This is a genomic window from Enterobacter cloacae complex sp. HYC080_NIDB (assembly GCF_056673325.1).
In genome coordinates this window covers 4501028-4518061 of record NZ_CP114212.1, presented here as the reverse complement: position 1 = coordinate 4518061, position 17034 = coordinate 4501028, and the positions used below count along the sequence as shown (strand labels likewise).

The following is a 17034-nucleotide window of genomic DNA, read 5'->3' as shown; positions in this document are numbered from 1 at the left end:
AGTGAGGTGAAATTCGGCGGTCGCGGTAAAGTAGTCATGTACACAAAGAGCACAAGGACTCTCCATGACTCTCAATAAAACCGATCGCATCGTCATTACGCTGGGCACCCAGATTGTCGGGGGGAAATACGTTCCCGGTTCGCCACTGCCAGCAGAGGCTGAACTGTGTGAGGAATTTGAAACTTCGCGCAACATCATCCGGGAAGTGTTCCGCTCGCTGATGGCGAAGCGTCTGATTGAAATGAAACGGTATCGCGGCGCGTTTGTTGCCCCGCGCAACCAGTGGAACTACCTCGATACCGACGTATTGCAGTGGGTACTGGAAAACGATTACGACCCGCGGCTTATCGGCGCGATGAGTGAAGTCCGAAATCTGGTGGAACCGGCAATCGCACGTTGGGCAGCGGAACGGGCAACGTCCGGCGACCTGGCACAAATCGAGTCGGCTTTAAACGACATGATTGCCAATAACCAGAACCGGGAAGCGTTCAATGAGGCTGATATTCGCTATCACGAAGCGGTGTTGCAGTCGGTACATAACCCGGTATTACAGCAGCTTAGCGTGGCGATCAGCTCGCTACAGCGAGCAGTATTTGAACGTACCTGGATGGGTGATGAGGCCAACATGCCAAAAACGCTCCAGGAACATAAAGCGCTGTTTGATGCGATACGGCATCAGGATGGCAATGCGGCAGAGCAGGCGGCACTTACCATGATTGCCAGCTCGACACGAAGGTTGAAGGAAATCACATGACATCTCGCTACATCGCAATTGACTGGGGTTCGACCAATCTGCGCGCCTGGCTGTACCAGGACGAGCAGTGCCTGGAGAGCAGGCAATCAGAAGCAGGCGTAACGCGCCTGAACGGTAAATCCCCTGAGGCGGTGTTAGCAGAAGTGACGCAAAACTGGCGCGATAGCGCCACGCCGGTAGTCATGGCGGGTATGGTAGGAAGTAACGTAGGCTGGAAAACCGCGCCTTATCTGCCTGTTCCCGCCCATTTCTCCGCTATTGGCGATCGTTTAACGTCCGTAGGCGACAATATCTGGATTATTCCCGGTTTGTGCGTTTCTCGCGACGATAACCACAACGTGATGCGCGGCGAAGAGACGCAGCTCCTTGGCGCGCGCACGCTATCTCCTTCTTCTGTCTACGTTATACCCGGAACGCACTGCAAGTGGGTCCAGGCGGATGCTGAGCAAATCCACGACTTTCGCACCGTGATGACCGGCGAGCTGCATCATTTGCTGCTCAACCATTCGCTGGTGGGGGCGGGTTTGCCGGAGCAAAAATCCTCGCCAGAGGCGTTTGCTGCTGGTCTGGCGCGTGGGAACGCCTGTCCTGTCGTTTTGCCGCAACTTTTTGAGGTTCGCGCCTCGCACGTGCTGGGCGATCTCCCGCGCGAGCAGGTCAGTGAATTTCTCTCGGGCCTGCTGATTGGCGCTGAGGTCGCCAGCATGCGTGACTTCATCGCGTACGAGCAGGCCATCACGATTGTCGCAGGCGCATCGCTAACGTCACGCTACGAACAGGCGTTCCGCGCTGTTGGGCTTACCGTTTCAACGGTACCCGGCGACACGGCATTTCAGGCAGGAATAAGGAGCATCGCTCATGCAGTGGCAAACTGACCTTCCCCTTATCGCGATTTTGCGCGGTATCACGCCCGATGAGGCGTTAGCGCACGTCGGCGCAGTTATAGACGCCGGGTTCGACGCGGTGGAGATTCCGCTCAACTCCCCACAATGGGAAAAGAGCATTCCGGCCGTGGTGGATGCGTTTGGTGATAAAGCGCTGATTGGCGCGGGGACCGTCTTACAACCGGAGCAGGTGGACCAGCTGGCAAAGATGGGCTGCAAGCTCATCGTCACCCCGAACATCCATCCTGAGGTGATCCGCCGTGCGGTGGGTTACGGCATGACCGTTTGTCCGGGATGCGCGACGGCCACAGAAGCGTTTACTGCCCTCGACGCGGGCGCGCAATCGCTGAAAATTTTCCCGTCCTCGGCTTTTGGTCCGGATTACATCAAAGCGCTGAAGGCGGTATTGCCCGCCAGCGTGCCGGTCTTTGCCGTGGGTGGCGTTACGCCAGAAAACCTGGGCCAGTGGATAAGCGCTGGCTGTGTGGGCGCGGGGCTGGGCAGCGATCTTTATCGCGCCGGACAGACCGTTGAACGTACCGCACAGCAGGCGGCAGCATTTGTGAAAGCGTATCGAGAGGCAGTGAAATGAAAATAACCAAACTCATCACGTACCGTTTACCCCCGCGCTGGATGTTCCTGAAAATCGAAACCGACGAAGGTGTTGTGGGCTGGGGCGAGCCGGTGATTGAAGGGCGAGCCCGCACCGTTGAAGCTGCAGTGCATGAGCTGGGGGAATATCTGATTGGGCAGGATCCGGCACGCATTAACGACCTCTGGCAGGTGATGTATCGCGCGGGTTTCTACCGCGGTGGTCCGATTCTCATGAGCGCTATCGCCGGTATCGACCAGGCGCTATGGGATATCAAAGGTAAAGTGCTGAACGCCCCGGTCTGGCAACTGATGGGTGGCCTGGTGCGCGACAAAATCAAAGCCTATAGCTGGGTCGGAGGCGACCGCCCTGCGGAAGTGATCGACGGCATTACACAGCTGCGCAACATCGGTTTTGACACCTTCAAGCTCAACGGCTGCGAAGAGATGGGCGTCATCGACAACTCGCGCGCGGTAGACCGGGCGGTAAATACCGTGGCGCAAATCCGTGAAGCCTTCGGCAACGAGATTGAGTTCGGTCTGGATTTTCATGGGCGTGTCAGCGCGCCGATGGCGAAGGTGCTCATTAAAGAACTGGAACCATATCGCCCGCTGTTTATCGAAGAGCCGGTGCTGGCCGAGCAGGCCGAATACTATCCGAAGCTGGCTGAACAGACGCACATTCCTATCGCGGCGGGCGAACGGATGTTCTCACGCTTTGAATTTAAACGGGTGCTCGAAGCGGGCGGCATTGCGATCCTGCAGCCGGACCTTTCCCACGCGGGCGGCATCACCGAATGCTACAAAATTGCCGGCATGGCTGAAGCCTACGACGTGGCGCTGGCTCCGCACTGTCCGCTCGGGCCAATCGCGCTGGCGGCCTGCCTGCATGTCGATTTTGTCTCCCGCAATGCCGTGTTCCAGGAACAAAGCATGGGGATTCACTATAACAAAGGCGCGGAGCTGCTCGATTTTGTGAAAAACAAAGAAGACTTCAGCATGGAAGGCGGATTCTTTAAACCGTTAACGAAACCGGGTCTGGGCGTTGAAATTGACGAAGCCAAAGTTATTGAGCTGAGTAAAAATGCGCCGGACTGGCGTAACCCGTTATGGCGGCATGAAGACGGTTCAGTCGCCGAGTGGTAAATGCGCGTTATACTTCGCGCTGGTGAGGCGTTGGCTGCGCTTTCTTACCCCGGTCACATACTTTTGTATGCTCCCGGGGATGCGAAAACTTGCCGCCTTCCCCCAGCACGAATTATTTAGCGCATTCTGGCTACGTTTTTAAATAAAAAAATAATAACACCCTCTGAAACTACAGGGCATGGTGAGCGGCTTCGCTATGCCCAAAATCTGGAGACAGATTGCGATGGATATTCCAGTTACTGCTGCAAAAACCGGGCGTCGCCGTTACCTGACGCTGTTGATGATCTTTATTACCGTGGTCATTTGTTATGTTGACCGCGCCAACCTTGCCGTGGCATCGGCCCATATTCAGGAAGAGTTTGGTATCACTAAAGCGGAAATGGGTTATGTCTTCTCGGCGTTTGCCTGGCTCTATACGCTTTGCCAGATCCCGGGCGGCTGGTTCCTTGACCGCGTGGGTTCACGTCTGACTTATTTTATCGCTATTTTTGGCTGGTCCGTGGCGACCTTGTTCCAGGGCTTCGCGACCGGACTAATGTCGCTGATCGGCCTGCGTGCCATCACCGGGATATTTGAAGCACCCGCGTTCCCGACCAATAACCGCATGGTGACCAGCTGGTTCCCGGAACACGAACGTGCCTCCGCGGTGGGCTTTTACACCTCCGGGCAGTTTGTTGGTCTGGCATTCCTGACGCCATTGTTAATCTGGATCCAGGAACTGCTGAGTTGGCACTGGGTGTTTATTGTTACCGGTGGGATCGGCATCATCTGGTCGTTTATCTGGATTAAGGTCTATCAGCCGCCGCGCCTGACCAAAAGCATCAGCAAAGCAGAGCTGGACTATATCCGCGACGGCGGCGGCCTGGTGGATGGTGATGCGCCCGTGAAAAAAGAGGCGCGCCAGCCGCTGACCAAAGCCGACTGGAAGCTGGTCTTCCACCGTAAGCTGGTGGGGGTTTACCTGGGGCAATTTGCGGTGACGTCCACGCTGTGGTTCTTCCTGACGTGGTTCCCAAACTACCTGACGCAGGAGAAGGGGATCACCGCGCTGAAGGCGGGTTTTATGACCACCGTACCGTTCCTTGCCGCGTTCTTCGGTGTCCTGCTCTCGGGCTGGCTGGCGGATAAGCTGGTAAAAAAAGGGTTCTCATTGGGGGTAGCGCGTAAAACACCGATTATATGCGGATTGCTGATCTCCACCTGCATCATGGGTGCCAACTATACCAACGATCCGGTATGGATAATGACCCTGATGGCAGTGGCGTTCTTTGGTAATGGTTTCGCATCGATTACCTGGTCGCTGGTGTCGTCCCTGGCACCGATGCGGCTGATCGGTCTGACCGGCGGTGTGTTCAACTTCGTTGGCGGGCTGGGTGGAATTACCGTGCCGCTGGTCATCGGTTATCTGGCCCAGGATTACGGTTTTGGCCCGGCGCTGGTTTACATCTCCGCCGTGGCGTTGATTGGCGCGCTTTCTTACATACTGCTGGTAGGTGATGTGAAACGAGTAGGCTAATCCACACGGATGTTTTACCCTGATGCGATAACTGCGCATCAGGGTATCCTCATGAAACAAATCACCTTCGCTTCCCGCAACCACCAGCTTACTAATATCAATACCTGGACGCCGGACAGCCAGTGGCTGGTCTATGACGTGCGTCCGTCAGGGGCGTCGTTCACCGGTGAAACCATCGAACGAGTTAATGTAGGCACGGGCGAGGTCGAGGTGATTTATCGCGCGACGGACGGCGCGCACGTTGGCGTGGTGACCGTTCATCCTGCACAGGATGAATACATCTTTATCCACGGCCCGAAACACCCGGACGCGGACTGGCGCTACGATTTTCATCATCGCCAGGGGGTGATTGCGCATCACGGTCAGGTAAGCAATCTGGATGCGATGGATATCACTGCGCCCTATACTCCAGGCGCGCTGCGCGGTGGCAGCCACGTACATGTCTTCAGCCCGAACGGGCAGTTGGTCAGCTTTACCTATAACGACCATGTCATGCATATGCGCGATCCGAAGCTCGATTTACGCAACGTTGGCGTGGCGGCGCCTTTCGGCCCGGTGAATCCACAGGGGAACCATCCGCGTGAATATCCGGGAACCTTCTGGAGCGTGCTGGTCAGCCGCACGACGCCTAACCCACAACCGGGCAGCGACGAAATCAATCGCGCCTACGAAGAGGGCTGGGTGGGCAACGACAGGCTTGCGTTTATCGGCGATACCCTCTCAGCACAGGGCGAAAAAGTGCCTGAACTGTTCATTGTTAACCTGCCAGTAGATGAACAGGGCTGGAAACGTGCGGGTGATGCGCCGCTGCAGGGAACGCCAGAAATGCTGCCTGCGCCGCCAGCGGGCGTGATGCAGCGTCGGTTAACCTTCACGCACCACAACCGCTATCCGGGTCTGGTGAACGTGCCGCGCCACTGGGTGCGCAGTAACCCGCAGGCGACACAAATCGCGTTTCTGATGCGTGATGATAACGGCGTTGTGCAGCTGTGGCTGATCTCGCCTGAGGGCGGCGAGCCGCGCCAGCTCACCCACGCTGAGCGCGATATCCAGTCTGCGTTCAACTGGCACCCGTCCGGGAAGATGCTGGGATTTGTGCTCGAAAATCGGATTGCGTGCTGCGACGCACAGACCGGAGAGGTGACGTTTTTGACGTCCGATCACGGCAATCCACCTTCTGCGGATGCCGTCGTGTTTTCTCCGAACGGGCGCGTTATTGCATGGATGGAAGAGACGGGCGGTTTCCGTCAGCTTTGGATAACGGAAACCGCACAGAACTAGCGCGGAGGCATCTCGGCGGGCGGAATGACGGCGTTGGTCGCCAGGTTTTCCTGCTCGCTTTTCTCTACCCGTGAACGCACGGAGTCATCCTTACGGAATACATCCCACGGCAGCAGAAGCGTATCCGCTACTGCCGTAAACGGCATATCCAGGATAACCAGGGATTTGGTGCCCCAGTTGGTATCGTCATCGGAGATCATCGCCGCGCTGGCGCGCGTCCCCGGATATGTTCCTTCTTTACCGCCGGTGTGAGACATCACGCTCGAACACCCGCAAAGTAAAACTACCCCGCTGAACGTCGTCAGCTTTATCAGAACATTTTTCATCATCACTCAGTCATCGTTAATGTTACTGCATAGACCTGCAACTCAGGGTTATAGCGAGCCTTATCCGAAATGGATAGCTCGATAATCCCGCACTGTGGCAGTCATCGCAATTTAACCCTTTGTGCTGTTGTCCCAGAGTCTATGCGACAACCAGCAAAGTGCAAAAAAATCTCACATAAATAGTCTTGAAAAGCCCGGTTCCAGACCCATTTTAAGAATGTGACCCGATAACGAACGCGCCTGATGGGCGTTCGGGGGCACAAAGGCCTGTCCATGGTGGAAGGCTATAATTTCTCGCTGATTTCAGGAGTTTTATTTATGCGTAACTTCGATCTTTCTCCGCTATACCGTTCTGCAATTGGTTTTGACCGCCTGTTTAACCATTTAGAAAATAACCAAAGCCAGAGCAATGGCTACCCTCCATACAATGTCGAGCTGGTTGACGAAAACCACTACCGCATCGCGATTGCCGTTGCCGGTTTTGCAGAAAACGAACTGGAGATCACCGCGCAGGACAACCTGCTAGTGGTGAAAGGTTCCCATACGGCCGAGCAGAAAGAACGTACCTACCTCTACCAGGGCATCGCCGAGCGTAACTTTGAACGCAAGTTCCAGTTAGCCGAGAACATTCACGTCAAGGGCGCGAACCTGGTTAACGGCCTGCTGTTTATCGAACTGGAACGCGTGATTCCGGAAGAGAAAAAACCGCGCCGTATCGAAATTAACTAATCACGGGGGTCGCAAGCGCGGCCCACACAGACTTGCTTGCCGTAACGGGAGCATATGCGAATCCATCAGGATTTGCAGGAACAACTGCGCACAAAATTAAACTGTGCCGAACTCGCTTCTTAGAAGGAGATTTAGTATGCGTAACTATGATTTATCCCCTCTGCTGCGTCAGTGGATTGGTTTTGACAAACTGGCTAACGCCCTGCAAAGCACGACTGAGCACCAGACGTTTCCGCCGTATAACATTGAAAAAAGTGACGATAACCACTATCGCATCACCCTTGCGCTGGCCGGTTTCCGCCAGGAGGATCTGGACATCCAGCTTGAAGGTACCCGTCTGACCGTGAAAGGGACGCCGGAAAAACAGGAGACCGAGACTCAATGGCTGCATCAGGGGCTGGTTAATCAGCCGTTTAGCCTGAGCTTTACCCTGGCAGACCATATGGACGTGTCCGGTGCGACCTTTACCAACGGGCTACTGCATATCGATCTGACCCGTAACGTGCCGGAAGCCATCGCGCCGCAGCGTATCGCCATTAGCGAGCGGCCGGCGTTGAACAGTTAACAAGCCCGCCGAACCTGTAGGTCGGGTAAGGCGTAGCCGCCACCCGACACCGCTCACAGACCGCATAAGGCCCTGCCACGGCAGGGCTTTTTTGTGCGCCATCGCCCATACAACGCCCCACGGCTCTGAGAGAATCCCTGATATAACTAAGGTTATGGGCAAGGAATGGATCATGAGTGATATCGCGTTAACCGTTAGCGTGTTGGCCCTGGTCGCTGTTGTGGGACTATGGATAGGCAATATCAAAATCCGCGGCGTCGGGTTTGGCATTGGTGGCGTGCTGTTTGGCGGCATTTTTGTCGGGCATTTTGCCGATCGGCTCGGGCTGGCTCTGAGCGCTGAAATGCTCCACTTTGTTCAGGAGTTCGGCCTGATCCTGTTCGTTTATACCATCGGGATTCAGGTAGGCCCTGGCTTTTTTGCCTCCCTGCGTGTCTCCGGACTACGGCTCAATCTTTTTGCGTTCGGCATTGTGGTCATGGGCGGGCTGGTCACCGCGATTCTGCACAAAATCTTTGATATTCCCCTTCCTGTGGTTCTGGGCATTTTCTCCGGCGCGGTCACCAACACCCCGGCGCTCGGTGCGGGCCAGCAAATCCTGCGCGATCTGGGGATTCAACCCGGTATTGTCGACCAGATGGGGATGAGCTACGCCATGGCCTATCCGTTTGGCATCTGTGGCATTCTGCTCTCCATGTGGCTGGTACGCGTACTGTTTCGCGTTAACGTCGAATCAGAGGCCAAAGATCACGAAACCACGCTGACCAACGGCCATATGCCCATCAAAACCATCAACATTCGCGTCGATAATCCCAACCTGAATAATATGGCGATTCAGGACGTGCCGATCCTGAACAGCGCCAATATCATCTGCTCCCGCCTTAAGCGTGACGATATGCTGATGGTGCCCGCGCCCGGCACCGTTATTCAGCAAGGCGATCTGCTACATCTGGTCGGCCAGCCCGGGGATTTAAACAATGCGCGACTGGTCATTGGTCAGGAAGTGGACACCTCGCTCTCCACGCGCGGCACCGATATGCGGGTGGAACGCGTCGTGGTGACCAATGAGCATGTTCTCGGCAAAAAAATACGCGATCTGCAGGTAAAAGAACGCTATGACGTGGTTATCTCCCGTCTGAATCGCGCGGGTGTTGAACTGGTCGCCAGCCCGGAAGCCAGCCTGCAGTTCGGGGATATCCTCAACCTGGTTGGTCGCCCGTCGTCAATTGACGCGGTGGCGGATATGGTGGGTAACGCCCAGCAAAAACTGCAGCAGGTACAGATGCTGCCGGTGTTTATCGGCATCGGCCTGGGCGTGCTGCTGGGCTCCATTCCACTGTACGTGCCGGGCTTCCCGGTGGCGCTTAAGCTGGGCCTGGCAGGCGGGCCGCTGATTATGGCGCTGATCCTCGGGCGCATCGGCTGTATTGGTAAGCTCTACTGGTTTATGCCGCCGAGTGCCAACCTGGCGCTGCGCGAGCTGGGCATCGTGCTGTTTCTGGCAGTGGTCGGGCTGAAATCCGGCGGGGATTTTGTCGATACCCTGATCAAGGGCGAAGGGATGAGCTGGGTCGGTTACGGCATATTTATCACGGCAATCCCGCTGCTGACGGTAGGCATTCTGGCGCGGATGTTCGCCAAAATGAACTACCTGACGCTGTGCGGCATGCTGGCGGGCTCCATGACCGATCCCCCTGCGCTCGCGTTTGCCAATAACCTGCATGCCACCAGCGGTGCAGCGGCACTCTCCTATGCCACCGTCTACCCGCTGGTAATGTTCCTGCGCATCATCACGCCGCAGCTACTCGCGGTGCTGTTCTGGGGGATGAGCTAGCAGCACTTCCGGGTGGATGCGCCGCAGATGGTAGTCCACCTGGTAATCACTGGTATTACGAAACATCACGGAATAATTGAGGAACTCGCCGCTGTCGCTGTAGGAAAGTGACGTGATTCGCAGCAGCGGCGTCTGTTCCGGCAGGTTCAGGTAACCGGCCAGCTGTTTATCTGCCAGCACCGGCGTCAGGCTCTCATAGTTGCCGCTGATGGTGATCCCGCACTCTTTCTCGATGTAATCAAACTTTGACCCTTCCAGATGCGCCAGCGAGAGGTTGCGAAACAGCTTCACCGGCATAAAGCTGTCCTCCAGCATCAGCGGCTTCCCGTCCACGTAGCGTACCCGCCGGGAAAAGTAGATCCGCTCATCGACCTGAATCCGCAGCTGGCTGGCGATGGCGGGTGGCGCGGGCATCACTTCAAACTGCAACACTTTACTCTGCACCTCTTTTCCCTGCTGACGCAGCACCTCCACCAGCCCGGTCAGATTCGTGGTTTCGTGGTGAACGTCCTTACGCGAGACAAACGTGCCGCTGCCGTGCCGTCGCTCAACCAGCCCCCAGCTCACCAGCAGATCCAGCGCCTTGCGGATGGTCATGCGCGCCACGCCGAACTCCTGCGCCAGCGCTTTCTCACCCGGTAGCGGGCTGCCGATGTTGTAGTCCGACGAATTCAGCCGCAGCCGCAATCTGTCGGCAATAGATTTGTAGATCACCAGTAGACCTCTCTGCCCGCATCATGACGTCGGTTACGTCTTCACATGTCCATATTTACAACGAAAAGTAGACCTCACTGGTCAAAATAAAACCATGAATGCGATCACGAATCGCAACGGCACGCCATGTTCGCGTATCAGTAAGTTCTTATGCTCACCTCAGGCCAGCAAAAAACCATAAAGGCCTCTACCCCCTACAGGTTGTTACGTGAGGATTTAAAAATGCTCAGTCAAATACAACGTTTTGGCGGTGCCATGTTTACCCCGGTATTGCTGTTTCCGTTTGCCGGGATCGTGGTGGGAATCGCCATTATGCTTCGCAACCCGCTGTTTGTCGGCGAAGCCTTAACGGCCCCTGATAATCTTTTCGCGCAGATCGTTCACATTATTGAAGAGGGCGGCTGGGCGGTATTTCGCAATATGCCGCTGATTTTCGCCGTCGGTTTACCGATTGGCCTGGCAAAGCAGGCGCAGGGCCGCGCCTGTCTGGCGGTGCTGATTAGCTTCCTGACCTGGAACTACTTCATCAACGCGATGGGGATGACCTGGGGTCACTTCTTCGGCGTCGATTTCTCCGCCGAACCCACGGCGGGAAGCGGGCTGGCGATGATTGCCGGGATCAAAACGCTCGATACCAGCATCATCGGTGCCATTGTGATTTCTGGCATCGTGACCGCTATCCACAACCGCTATTTCGACAAGCCGCTGCCGGTTTTCCTGGGGATTTTCCAGGGCAGTTCGTTTGTCGTTATCCTCGCGTTTTTCGTCATGATCCCCTGCGCCTGGCTGACATTGCTGGGCTGGCCGAAAGTTCAGATGGGCATTGAGTCCCTACAGGCGTTCCTGCGCTCTGCCGGTGCGCTGGGCGTGTGGGTGTACACCTTCCTGGAACGCATTCTGATCCCAACCGGATTGCACCACTTCGTCTATGGCCCGTTCATCTTCGGCCCGGCGGCGGTGGAAGGCGGTATTCAGGTCTACTGGGCGCAGCATCTGCAGGAATTCAGCCAGAGTACCCTGCCGCTGAAAACCCTCTTCCCCGAAGGCGGGTTCGCGCTCCACGGCAATTCAAAAGTGTTTGGCTCGGTCGGGATTGCGCTGGCGATCTGGTACACCGCCTCAGCGGAAAACCGCGTCAAGGTGGCGGGGCTGCTGGTCCCGGCCACGCTCACTGCCGTGCTGGTGGGCATTACTGAACCGCTCGAATTTACCTTCTTGTTTATCTCGCCGCTGCTGTTTGCCGTTCACGCCGTGCTGGCGGCCACCATGGCAACGGTGATGTACACCTTTGGGGTGGTCGGCAACATGGGCGGCGGCCTGCTGGACCAGTTCCTGCCGCAAAACTGGATCCCGATGTTCCATAACCACGCCTCAACGGTCTTCACGCAAATCGGCATCGGCGTCTGCTTTACCGGCCTCTACTTCATGGTCTTCAAAACGCTGATTGTGCGTCTGAACCTCAAAACGCCGGGCCGGGAAGAGAGCGAAATCAAACTGTACAGCAAGGCCGACTATAAGGCGGCACGCGGGCAAACCACTGCCCCGGCGGCGGCCAGCCAGCAGGTCGGACAGGCCGCCGGATTCCTGCAGGCGCTCGGCGGTGCGGCCAATATCGAAAGCATCAACAACTGTGCCACCCGCTTGCGTATCGCGCTGGTGGATATGGCGAAAACCCAAAGCGACGACGTCTTCAAAGCCCTGGGCGCACACGGTGTGGTGCGACGCGGCAACGGCATTCAGGTGATTGTCGGTCTGCACGTTCCTCAGGTGCGTGACCAGCTGGAATCGCTGATGAAAACCCCTTTAACGAATGAACAAACCACCCTGACAGAGGCTATATCATGAAAAAATTCTCAGTTGTCATTGCAGGCGGCGGCAGCACCTTTACGCCTGGTATCGTCCTGATGCTGTTAGCCAACCGTGACCGTTTCCCGCTGCGCGCCCTGAAGTTTTATGATAACGACGGCGCACGTCAGGAGACCATCGCCGAAGCGTGCAAAATCATCCTTAGAGAGCAGGCGCCGGAGATTGAGTTTAGCTACACCACCGATCCTAAAGCGGCGTTTACCGATGTGGATTTCGTGATGGCGCATATCCGCGTCGGCAAATACCCGATGCGTGAAAAAGATGAGAAAATCCCGCTGCGCCACGGCGTGCTGGGCCAGGAAACCTGCGGGCCTGGTGGGATTTCCTACGGCATGCGCTCGATCGGCGGCGTGCTGGAGCTGGTAGATTACATGGAGCAGTACTCCCCGAATGCGTGGATGCTGAACTACTCCAACCCGGCGGCGATTGTCGCGGAAGCCACGCGCCGCCTGCGTCCGAATGCCAAAATCCTCAACATCTGCGATATGCCGATTGGCATCGAAGGACGCATGGCGCAGATCGTTGGCCTGAAAGACCGCAAAGAGATGCGCGTGCGCTACTACGGTCTGAACCACTTCGGCTGGTGGACCTCGATTGAAGATCTCAACGGTAACGATTTAATGCCGAAACTGCGCGAATACGTGGCGAAAAACGGCTATGTTCCGCCTTCTGAAGATGCGCATACCGAAGCAAGCTGGAACGATACCTTTGCCAAAGCAAAAGATGTGCAGGCGCTGGATCCGGACACCATGCCGAACACCTATCTGAAATACTATCTGTTCCCGGACTACGTTGTTGCGCACTCTAACCCGGAACGGACCCGCGCCAATGAAGTCATGGATCACCGCGAGAAACATGTGTTCAGCTCCTGTCGGGCGATCATCGAAGCGGGTAACTCCGCCGCCGGGGAGCTGGAAATCGACGAACATGCGTCTTACATCGTCGATCTGGCGACCGCGATTGCTTTTAACACCCAGGAACGCATGTTGCTGATTGTGCCAAACAACGGTGCCATTCAGAACTTTGATGCCGATGCGATGGTGGAAATTCCGTGTCTGGTGGGCCATAACGGACCGGAGCCGCTCACGGTTGGCGATATTCCACACTTCCAGAAAGGGTTGATGAGCCAGCAGGTGGCGGTGGAAAAGCTGGTGGTGGATGCCTGGGAGCAGCGTTCGTATCAGAAACTCTGGCAGGCGATTACCCTGTCGAAAACCGTGCCGAGCGCGTCAGTCGCGAAAGCGATTCTGGATGACCTGATCGAAGCCAACAAAGAGTACTGGCCGGAACTGCACTAACCTTCCTGACCGGCATCCCCCGATGCCGGTCTCCTTGTCCTGGTCGATTTACGCTATGCTGAAGCCTGCCCGTAGCTCGACAAGGAACCTCCATGAAAATTTCCCGCCTCGGTGAAGCGCCGGATTATCGCTTCTCTCTGGCTAATGAACGCACGTTCTTAGCGTGGATCCGGACGGCGCTGGGCTTTCTGGCTGCAGGTGTCGGCCTCGATCAGCTCGCACCTGATTTCGCCACGCCGCTGATCCGCGAAGTACTGGCGCTGCTTCTGTGCCTGTTCGCAGGCGTGCTGGCGATTTACGGCTATCTGCGCTGGTTGCGCAATGAGAAGGCGATGCGTCTGAAGCAGGATTTACCCTATACGCGCGGGTTACTCATCATCAGCGCGATCCTGCTGACGGTGGCAGGCGTGGTGATGGTGCTGGTGTTCTATGGCGGATAGCCGCAAAGCGCGACGCGAAGCGGACCCTGGCCTGCAGCCGGAGCGGACGTCGCTCGCATGGCTGCGCACGTTGCTGGGGTATGGCGCGCTGATTGCTCTGGCGATCAAGCACAACTGGCACCGGACCGGGGTGCCATTCTGGATCTCAATTGTTGTGCTGGCGCTAGTAGCCTTCATTTTGTGGCGCTATACCCGCAGCCGTAACCTGATGGACGTGGCGCAGGATGATTTTGTGCAGCCGAAAGCGGTGCGGGATAAGTTCCTGATCGCGCTCGCTGTGCTGTCTCTGTCTTTACTCTTTGCCGTTACACATATTCAGCAAATGGTGAGCTTATAAGCCCGGTGGCGGCTACGCCTTACCGGGCCTACGATTAACGGCTTTTTGCTAAATACTTCGCCATCTCGTCTTCCGGCACCATGCCGCCCCCGGTTGCCCATACCAGGTGGGTGACGTTGGCATCTGAATGCACACGCAGCGGCCCGGCCATGCCCGCCAGCGCGGACGGTTCCAGACGAATGTCTTCCTCCTGCGCCAGCCAGCCGAGCATGTCATACATGCTTTGATCGGAAAGCGTGTAGAACCCGTCTAGCAGGCGCTCCATCGCGCGGCCCACGAAGCCGGACGCGCGCCCGACCGCCAGGCCGTCTGCCGCCGTCACGTTGTCGATACCCAGGTCCTGCACCGCAATCTCGTCGTGCAGGCCGGTGTAAACGCCGAGCAGCATACACGGCGAGTGCGTGGGTTCCGCAAAGAAGCAGTGGACGTTATCACCGAAGGCCAGCTTCAGGCCAAACGCCACGCCGCCAGGGCCGCCGCCGACACCGCAGGGCAGGTAGACGTACAGGGGATGCGCCGCATCCACCACGCGGCCCTGTTCGGCAAACTGTGCCTTCAGCCGCTCGCCTGCCACCGCATAGCCCAGGAACAAGGTGCGGGAGTTTTCATCATCAATGAAGAAGCAGTTCGGATCGCTTTCTGCCGCTTTGCGCCCCTGTTCCACCGCCACGCCGTAATCCTGCTCATACTCCACGACGATGACGCCGTGGCTGCGGAGCTTCGCTTTCTTCCACTCGCGGGCATCGGCGGACATGTGCACCGTCACCTTAAAGCCGATGCATGCGCTCATAATGCCGATGGACATCCCCAGGTTGCCGGTTGAGCCCACCGCAATGCTGTACTGGCTGAAGAAGTCCTTAAAGCGCGGCTCCAGCAGAACGCTGTAGTCGTCTTCGATGTTCAGCAAGCCGGCGTCCAGCGCCAGTTTCTCCGCGTGGGTCAACACCTCGTAGATGCCGCCGCGTGCTTTAATCGAGCCGGAAATCGGCAGATGACTGTCTTTTTTCAGCAGCAGGGTGCCGGGAATGGTCTTGTCATATTCTTTCCCCAGTCGCGCCTGCATGGCCGGGATGGCGACCAGTTCGGATTCAATAATCCCCTTCGTGACGGCCGTTTCCGGAAAGGCTTTCGCCAGATACGGCGCGAAGCGGTTTAGGCGCGCGTGCGCGTCGTCCACGTCGGCTTTGGACAGCCCGACGTAAGGCAATCCTTCCGCCAGCGTGGTGGTACGTGGGTTAAGCCAGGTGGTTTCTTTCAGGGCAATCAGATCCTCAACCAGAGGAAACTGTGCGGTTAAAGTAGTGATAGTTGCGTTTTCCATAGTACGTCTCTTCGCGCTCAGATAATGAAAGAAAGCAGGAATGTGCCGCCAAGTGCAAGCACCGAGGCGATAAACGTCGCCGTCGTATAGTATTTGAAGGTCTCATTCAGGGTTGCGCCGCAGTATTGCTTCACCAGCCAGAAGAGAGAATCGGTGACGATCGTGCAGCCAATGGCGCCGGAACCGATAGCAATGGTGATGATCTCCGGACTCACGTTCGGATAGAGCGGCAGCATCGGCGCGACTATCGCCGTGGCGCCCATCATCGCGACCGTGGCGGAGCCTACGGCGGCATGCAGCACCAGCGCCACCAGCCAGGCGAGAAGGATAGGATGCATGTGCAGATTCGAGAGAATATGCGCCAGTGAGTCCGCCAGTCCGCTGGTTTTGAGGATGGCGTTGAACGCGCCGCCCGCGCCGATAATCAGCAAAATATTGGCGATAGAGCCAAAACCGTGCTCGGTGTGCGTCAGCATCGCCCCCATGCTCATATGCTGGCGGATCCCCAGCAGGTAGTAGGCGACAAACACGGCGATAAACATCGCGGTGATCGGGTTGCCGATAAATTCGAGGAGCGTATACAGCGAACCTTCTTTTGCCATATTCAGCTCGGCAATGGTCTTCACCAGCATGAGGCCAATTGGCAGCAGAACCGTAAACAGCGTGGCGCCCAGCGACGGGAGGGTGTGTTCTTCCCGCACCTTGAGGTCTGAAAATTCTGCCGGAACCGGTTTAAACGGCAGACGATTGCCGAGCAGTTTCAGGAACAGTGGGCCACCGACCAGAGACGCCACCAGTCCTACCATCAAACCATAAACAATCACCGTTCCGACGTCCGCGCCTAACTTATTGGTCACAAACAGCGCGGCTGGATGCGGAGGCACCACACAGTGCACCGCCATCAGCGCGGTACAGAGCGGAATGGCCAGCTTGAGCAGCGACGTGTTGGTCTTTTTGGCGATGGAAAACGCCAGCGGGATCAGCAGTACCACGCCCACTTCCACGAACAACGTAATGCCGCAGATCAGGCCCACCAGCACCATAATCACGTCTGCTGACAGCCAGCGGCAGCGCTGCAGCGCGATCCCGATACGCTCTGCCGCGCCGGAGACTTCCATCATTTTGCCGAGAATAGTGCCCAGACCAATCACCGCCGCCAGGAAGCCCAGCGTACCTCCAATCCCGCTCTCAATGGCGTTCACCATATCCAGTGGGCTCATCCCCATCATCGCACCGACGAAAAAGCTCGCCAGCAGCAGCGCGAGGAACGGGTGAAACTTCAGCTTAACGATGGTTAAAACAATTAACACAATGCTGACCAGCAGCGTTGCCACAACCCAGACCTGAGATCCCATATCTCACCTCACCCTTATGTCATCTGTGGGTATTGGACGAAAAAACGGCGGGGGCTGACAAACGATATAAATTGGCA

At 56.8% G+C, this 17034-nt stretch carries 17 protein-coding genes and 1 other annotated feature; of the genes, 13 read left to right on the top strand and 4 right to left on the bottom strand.

Translation table 11 applies throughout. The features are described 5' to 3' along the window. The first annotated feature begins 64 nt into the window (after positions 1-64). From dgoR to O1723_RS21435, 6 genes are all read left to right on the top strand, one after another. Positions 65-754: a D-galactonate utilization transcriptional regulator DgoR gene (dgoR, locus tag O1723_RS21460; protein ID WP_014881908.1), complete on the top strand. Its 690-nt coding sequence runs from the start codon at positions 65-67 to the stop codon at positions 752-754. After that, a complete protein-coding gene (locus O1723_RS21455) occupies positions 751-1629 on the top strand; it encodes a 2-dehydro-3-deoxygalactonokinase (RefSeq protein ID WP_248190862.1) in 879 nt (292 codons plus the stop codon). The genes dgoR and O1723_RS21455 overlap by 4 nt, the downstream gene beginning before the upstream one ends. Continuing rightward, positions 1613-2230 carry a 2-dehydro-3-deoxy-6-phosphogalactonate aldolase gene (locus tag O1723_RS21450; protein ID WP_014881910.1) on the top strand — a complete coding sequence of 206 codons (618 nt, stop codon included), beginning with the start codon at positions 1613-1615 and terminating at the stop codon, positions 2228-2230. Before O1723_RS21455 ends, O1723_RS21450 begins: the two co-directional genes overlap by 17 nt. After that, positions 2227-3375 (top strand): galactonate dehydratase, encoded by a 1149-nt coding sequence (gene dgoD, locus O1723_RS21445; protein WP_023336499.1) that lies wholly within the window; start codon positions 2227-2229, stop codon positions 3373-3375. Before O1723_RS21450 ends, dgoD begins: the two co-directional genes overlap by 4 nt. Before the next feature lie 178 nt (positions 3376-3553). Beyond that, positions 3554-4891, top strand: a complete 1338-nt coding sequence (locus O1723_RS21440) for an MFS transporter (protein ID WP_045269315.1) — start codon at positions 3554-3556, stop codon at positions 4889-4891. A 51-nt stretch (positions 4892-4942) separates the two neighbouring features. Beyond that, entirely contained in the window at positions 4943-6172 is a 1230-nt protein-coding gene (locus O1723_RS21435; RefSeq protein ID WP_014881913.1) for a YidR family protein, read from the top strand. Here O1723_RS21435 and O1723_RS21430 read toward each other — a convergent pair. Then, on the bottom strand, positions 6169-6501 hold the full coding sequence (locus O1723_RS21430; RefSeq protein WP_014881914.1) for a YceK/YidQ family lipoprotein: 333 nt from the start codon (positions 6499-6501) through the stop codon (positions 6169-6171). The two genes, O1723_RS21435 and O1723_RS21430, sit on opposite strands and share 4 nt — an antisense overlap. Positions 6502-6751: 250 nt before the next feature. Next, positions 6752-6823: a sequence feature (ROSE (Repression Of Heat Shock gene Expression) occurs in the 5'-region of heat shock genes and acts as an RNA thermometer to modulate expression.), on the top strand. Between O1723_RS21430 and ibpA the strand changes: the two genes are divergently transcribed. From ibpA to O1723_RS21415, 3 genes are all read left to right on the top strand, one after another. Continuing rightward, positions 6817-7227, top strand: a complete 411-nt coding sequence (gene ibpA, locus O1723_RS21425) for a small heat shock chaperone IbpA (protein WP_008500162.1) — start codon at positions 6817-6819, stop codon at positions 7225-7227. It overlaps the preceding feature by 7 nt. Before the next feature lie 136 nt (positions 7228-7363). Next, complete coding sequence (gene ibpB, locus O1723_RS21420) at positions 7364-7792, top strand: small heat shock chaperone IbpB (RefSeq protein ID WP_014881915.1); 429 nt, start codon at positions 7364-7366, stop codon at positions 7790-7792. Between the two features lie 172 nt (positions 7793-7964). After that, positions 7965-9626, top strand: a complete 1662-nt coding sequence (locus O1723_RS21415; protein ID WP_014881916.1) for a putative transporter — start codon at positions 7965-7967, stop codon at positions 9624-9626. Here O1723_RS21415 and O1723_RS21410 read toward each other — a convergent pair. Then, positions 9594-10340 (bottom strand): GntR family transcriptional regulator, encoded by a 747-nt coding sequence (locus O1723_RS21410; RefSeq protein ID WP_014881917.1) that lies wholly within the window; start codon positions 10338-10340, stop codon positions 9594-9596. The two genes, O1723_RS21415 and O1723_RS21410, sit on opposite strands and share 33 nt — an antisense overlap. 222 nt (positions 10341-10562) lie before the next feature. Here O1723_RS21410 and O1723_RS21405 point away from each other — a divergent pair, with 222 nt between their 5' ends. The 4 genes from O1723_RS21405 (at position 10563) to O1723_RS21390 (ending at position 14281) form a co-directional block, all read left to right on the top strand. Beyond that, on the top strand, positions 10563-12185 hold the full coding sequence (locus O1723_RS21405; protein WP_014881918.1) for an alpha-glucoside-specific PTS transporter subunit IIBC: 1623 nt from the start codon (positions 10563-10565) through the stop codon (positions 12183-12185). Further along, entirely contained in the window at positions 12182-13504 is a 1323-nt protein-coding gene (locus tag O1723_RS21400) for a 6-phospho-alpha-glucosidase (RefSeq protein WP_014881919.1), read from the top strand. The genes O1723_RS21405 and O1723_RS21400 overlap by 4 nt, the downstream gene beginning before the upstream one ends. Positions 13505-13596: 92 nt before the next feature. Further along, positions 13597-13944 (top strand): YidH family protein, encoded by a 348-nt coding sequence (locus O1723_RS21395; protein WP_014068263.1) that lies wholly within the window; start codon positions 13597-13599, stop codon positions 13942-13944. Then, the gene (locus O1723_RS21390) at positions 13934-14281 is read left to right on the top strand and encodes a DUF202 domain-containing protein (protein ID WP_023331677.1); all 348 of its coding nucleotides are present in this window, start codon (positions 13934-13936) and stop codon (positions 14279-14281) included. Before O1723_RS21395 ends, O1723_RS21390 begins: the two co-directional genes overlap by 11 nt. Positions 14282-14315: 34 nt before the next feature. Here O1723_RS21390 and dsdA read toward each other — a convergent pair whose 3' ends face one another. Beyond that, positions 14316-15602 (bottom strand): D-serine ammonia-lyase, encoded by a 1287-nt coding sequence (gene dsdA, locus O1723_RS21385; RefSeq protein WP_014881921.1) that lies wholly within the window; start codon positions 15600-15602, stop codon positions 14316-14318. Positions 15603-15619: 17 nt separating this feature from the next. After that, positions 15620-16957, bottom strand: a complete 1338-nt coding sequence (gene dsdX, locus O1723_RS21380) for a D-serine transporter DsdX (protein ID WP_014881922.1) — start codon at positions 16955-16957, stop codon at positions 15620-15622. Between the last annotated feature and the right edge of the window lie 77 nt (positions 16958-17034).

What these genes read in the sequence shown, in the direction of transcription:
- dgoR (WP_014881908.1), top strand. Translation starts at nt 65, where the DNA reads ATGACTCTCAATAAAACCGATCGCATCGTCATTACGCTGGGCACCCAG.
- O1723_RS21455 (WP_248190862.1), top strand. Translation starts at nt 751, where the DNA reads ATGACATCTCGCTACATCGCAATTGACTGGGGTTCGACCAATCTGCGC.
- O1723_RS21450 (WP_014881910.1), top strand. Translation starts at nt 1,613, where the DNA reads ATGCAGTGGCAAACTGACCTTCCCCTTATCGCGATTTTGCGCGGTATC.
- dgoD (WP_023336499.1), top strand. Translation starts at nt 2,227, where the DNA reads ATGAAAATAACCAAACTCATCACGTACCGTTTACCCCCGCGCTGGATG.
- O1723_RS21440 (WP_045269315.1), top strand. Translation starts at nt 3,554, where the DNA reads ATGGTGAGCGGCTTCGCTATGCCCAAAATCTGGAGACAGATTGCGATG.
- O1723_RS21435 (WP_014881913.1), top strand. Translation starts at nt 4,943, where the DNA reads ATGAAACAAATCACCTTCGCTTCCCGCAACCACCAGCTTACTAATATC.
- O1723_RS21430 (WP_014881914.1), bottom strand. Translation starts at nt 6,501, where the DNA reads ATGATGAAAAATGTTCTGATAAAGCTGACGACGTTCAGCGGGGTAGTT.
- ibpA (WP_008500162.1), top strand. Translation starts at nt 6,817, where the DNA reads ATGCGTAACTTCGATCTTTCTCCGCTATACCGTTCTGCAATTGGTTTT.
- ibpB (WP_014881915.1), top strand. Translation starts at nt 7,364, where the DNA reads ATGCGTAACTATGATTTATCCCCTCTGCTGCGTCAGTGGATTGGTTTT.
- O1723_RS21415 (WP_014881916.1), top strand. Translation starts at nt 7,965, where the DNA reads ATGAGTGATATCGCGTTAACCGTTAGCGTGTTGGCCCTGGTCGCTGTT.
- O1723_RS21405 (WP_014881918.1), top strand. Translation starts at nt 10,563, where the DNA reads ATGCTCAGTCAAATACAACGTTTTGGCGGTGCCATGTTTACCCCGGTA.
- O1723_RS21400 (WP_014881919.1), top strand. Translation starts at nt 12,182, where the DNA reads ATGAAAAAATTCTCAGTTGTCATTGCAGGCGGCGGCAGCACCTTTACG.
- O1723_RS21395 (WP_014068263.1), top strand. Translation starts at nt 13,597, where the DNA reads ATGAAAATTTCCCGCCTCGGTGAAGCGCCGGATTATCGCTTCTCTCTG.
- O1723_RS21390 (WP_023331677.1), top strand. Translation starts at nt 13,934, where the DNA reads ATGGCGGATAGCCGCAAAGCGCGACGCGAAGCGGACCCTGGCCTGCAG.
- dsdA (WP_014881921.1), bottom strand. Translation starts at nt 15,602, where the DNA reads ATGGAAAACGCAACTATCACTACTTTAACCGCACAGTTTCCTCTGGTT.
- dsdX (WP_014881922.1), bottom strand. Translation starts at nt 16,957, where the DNA reads ATGGGATCTCAGGTCTGGGTTGTGGCAACGCTGCTGGTCAGCATTGTG.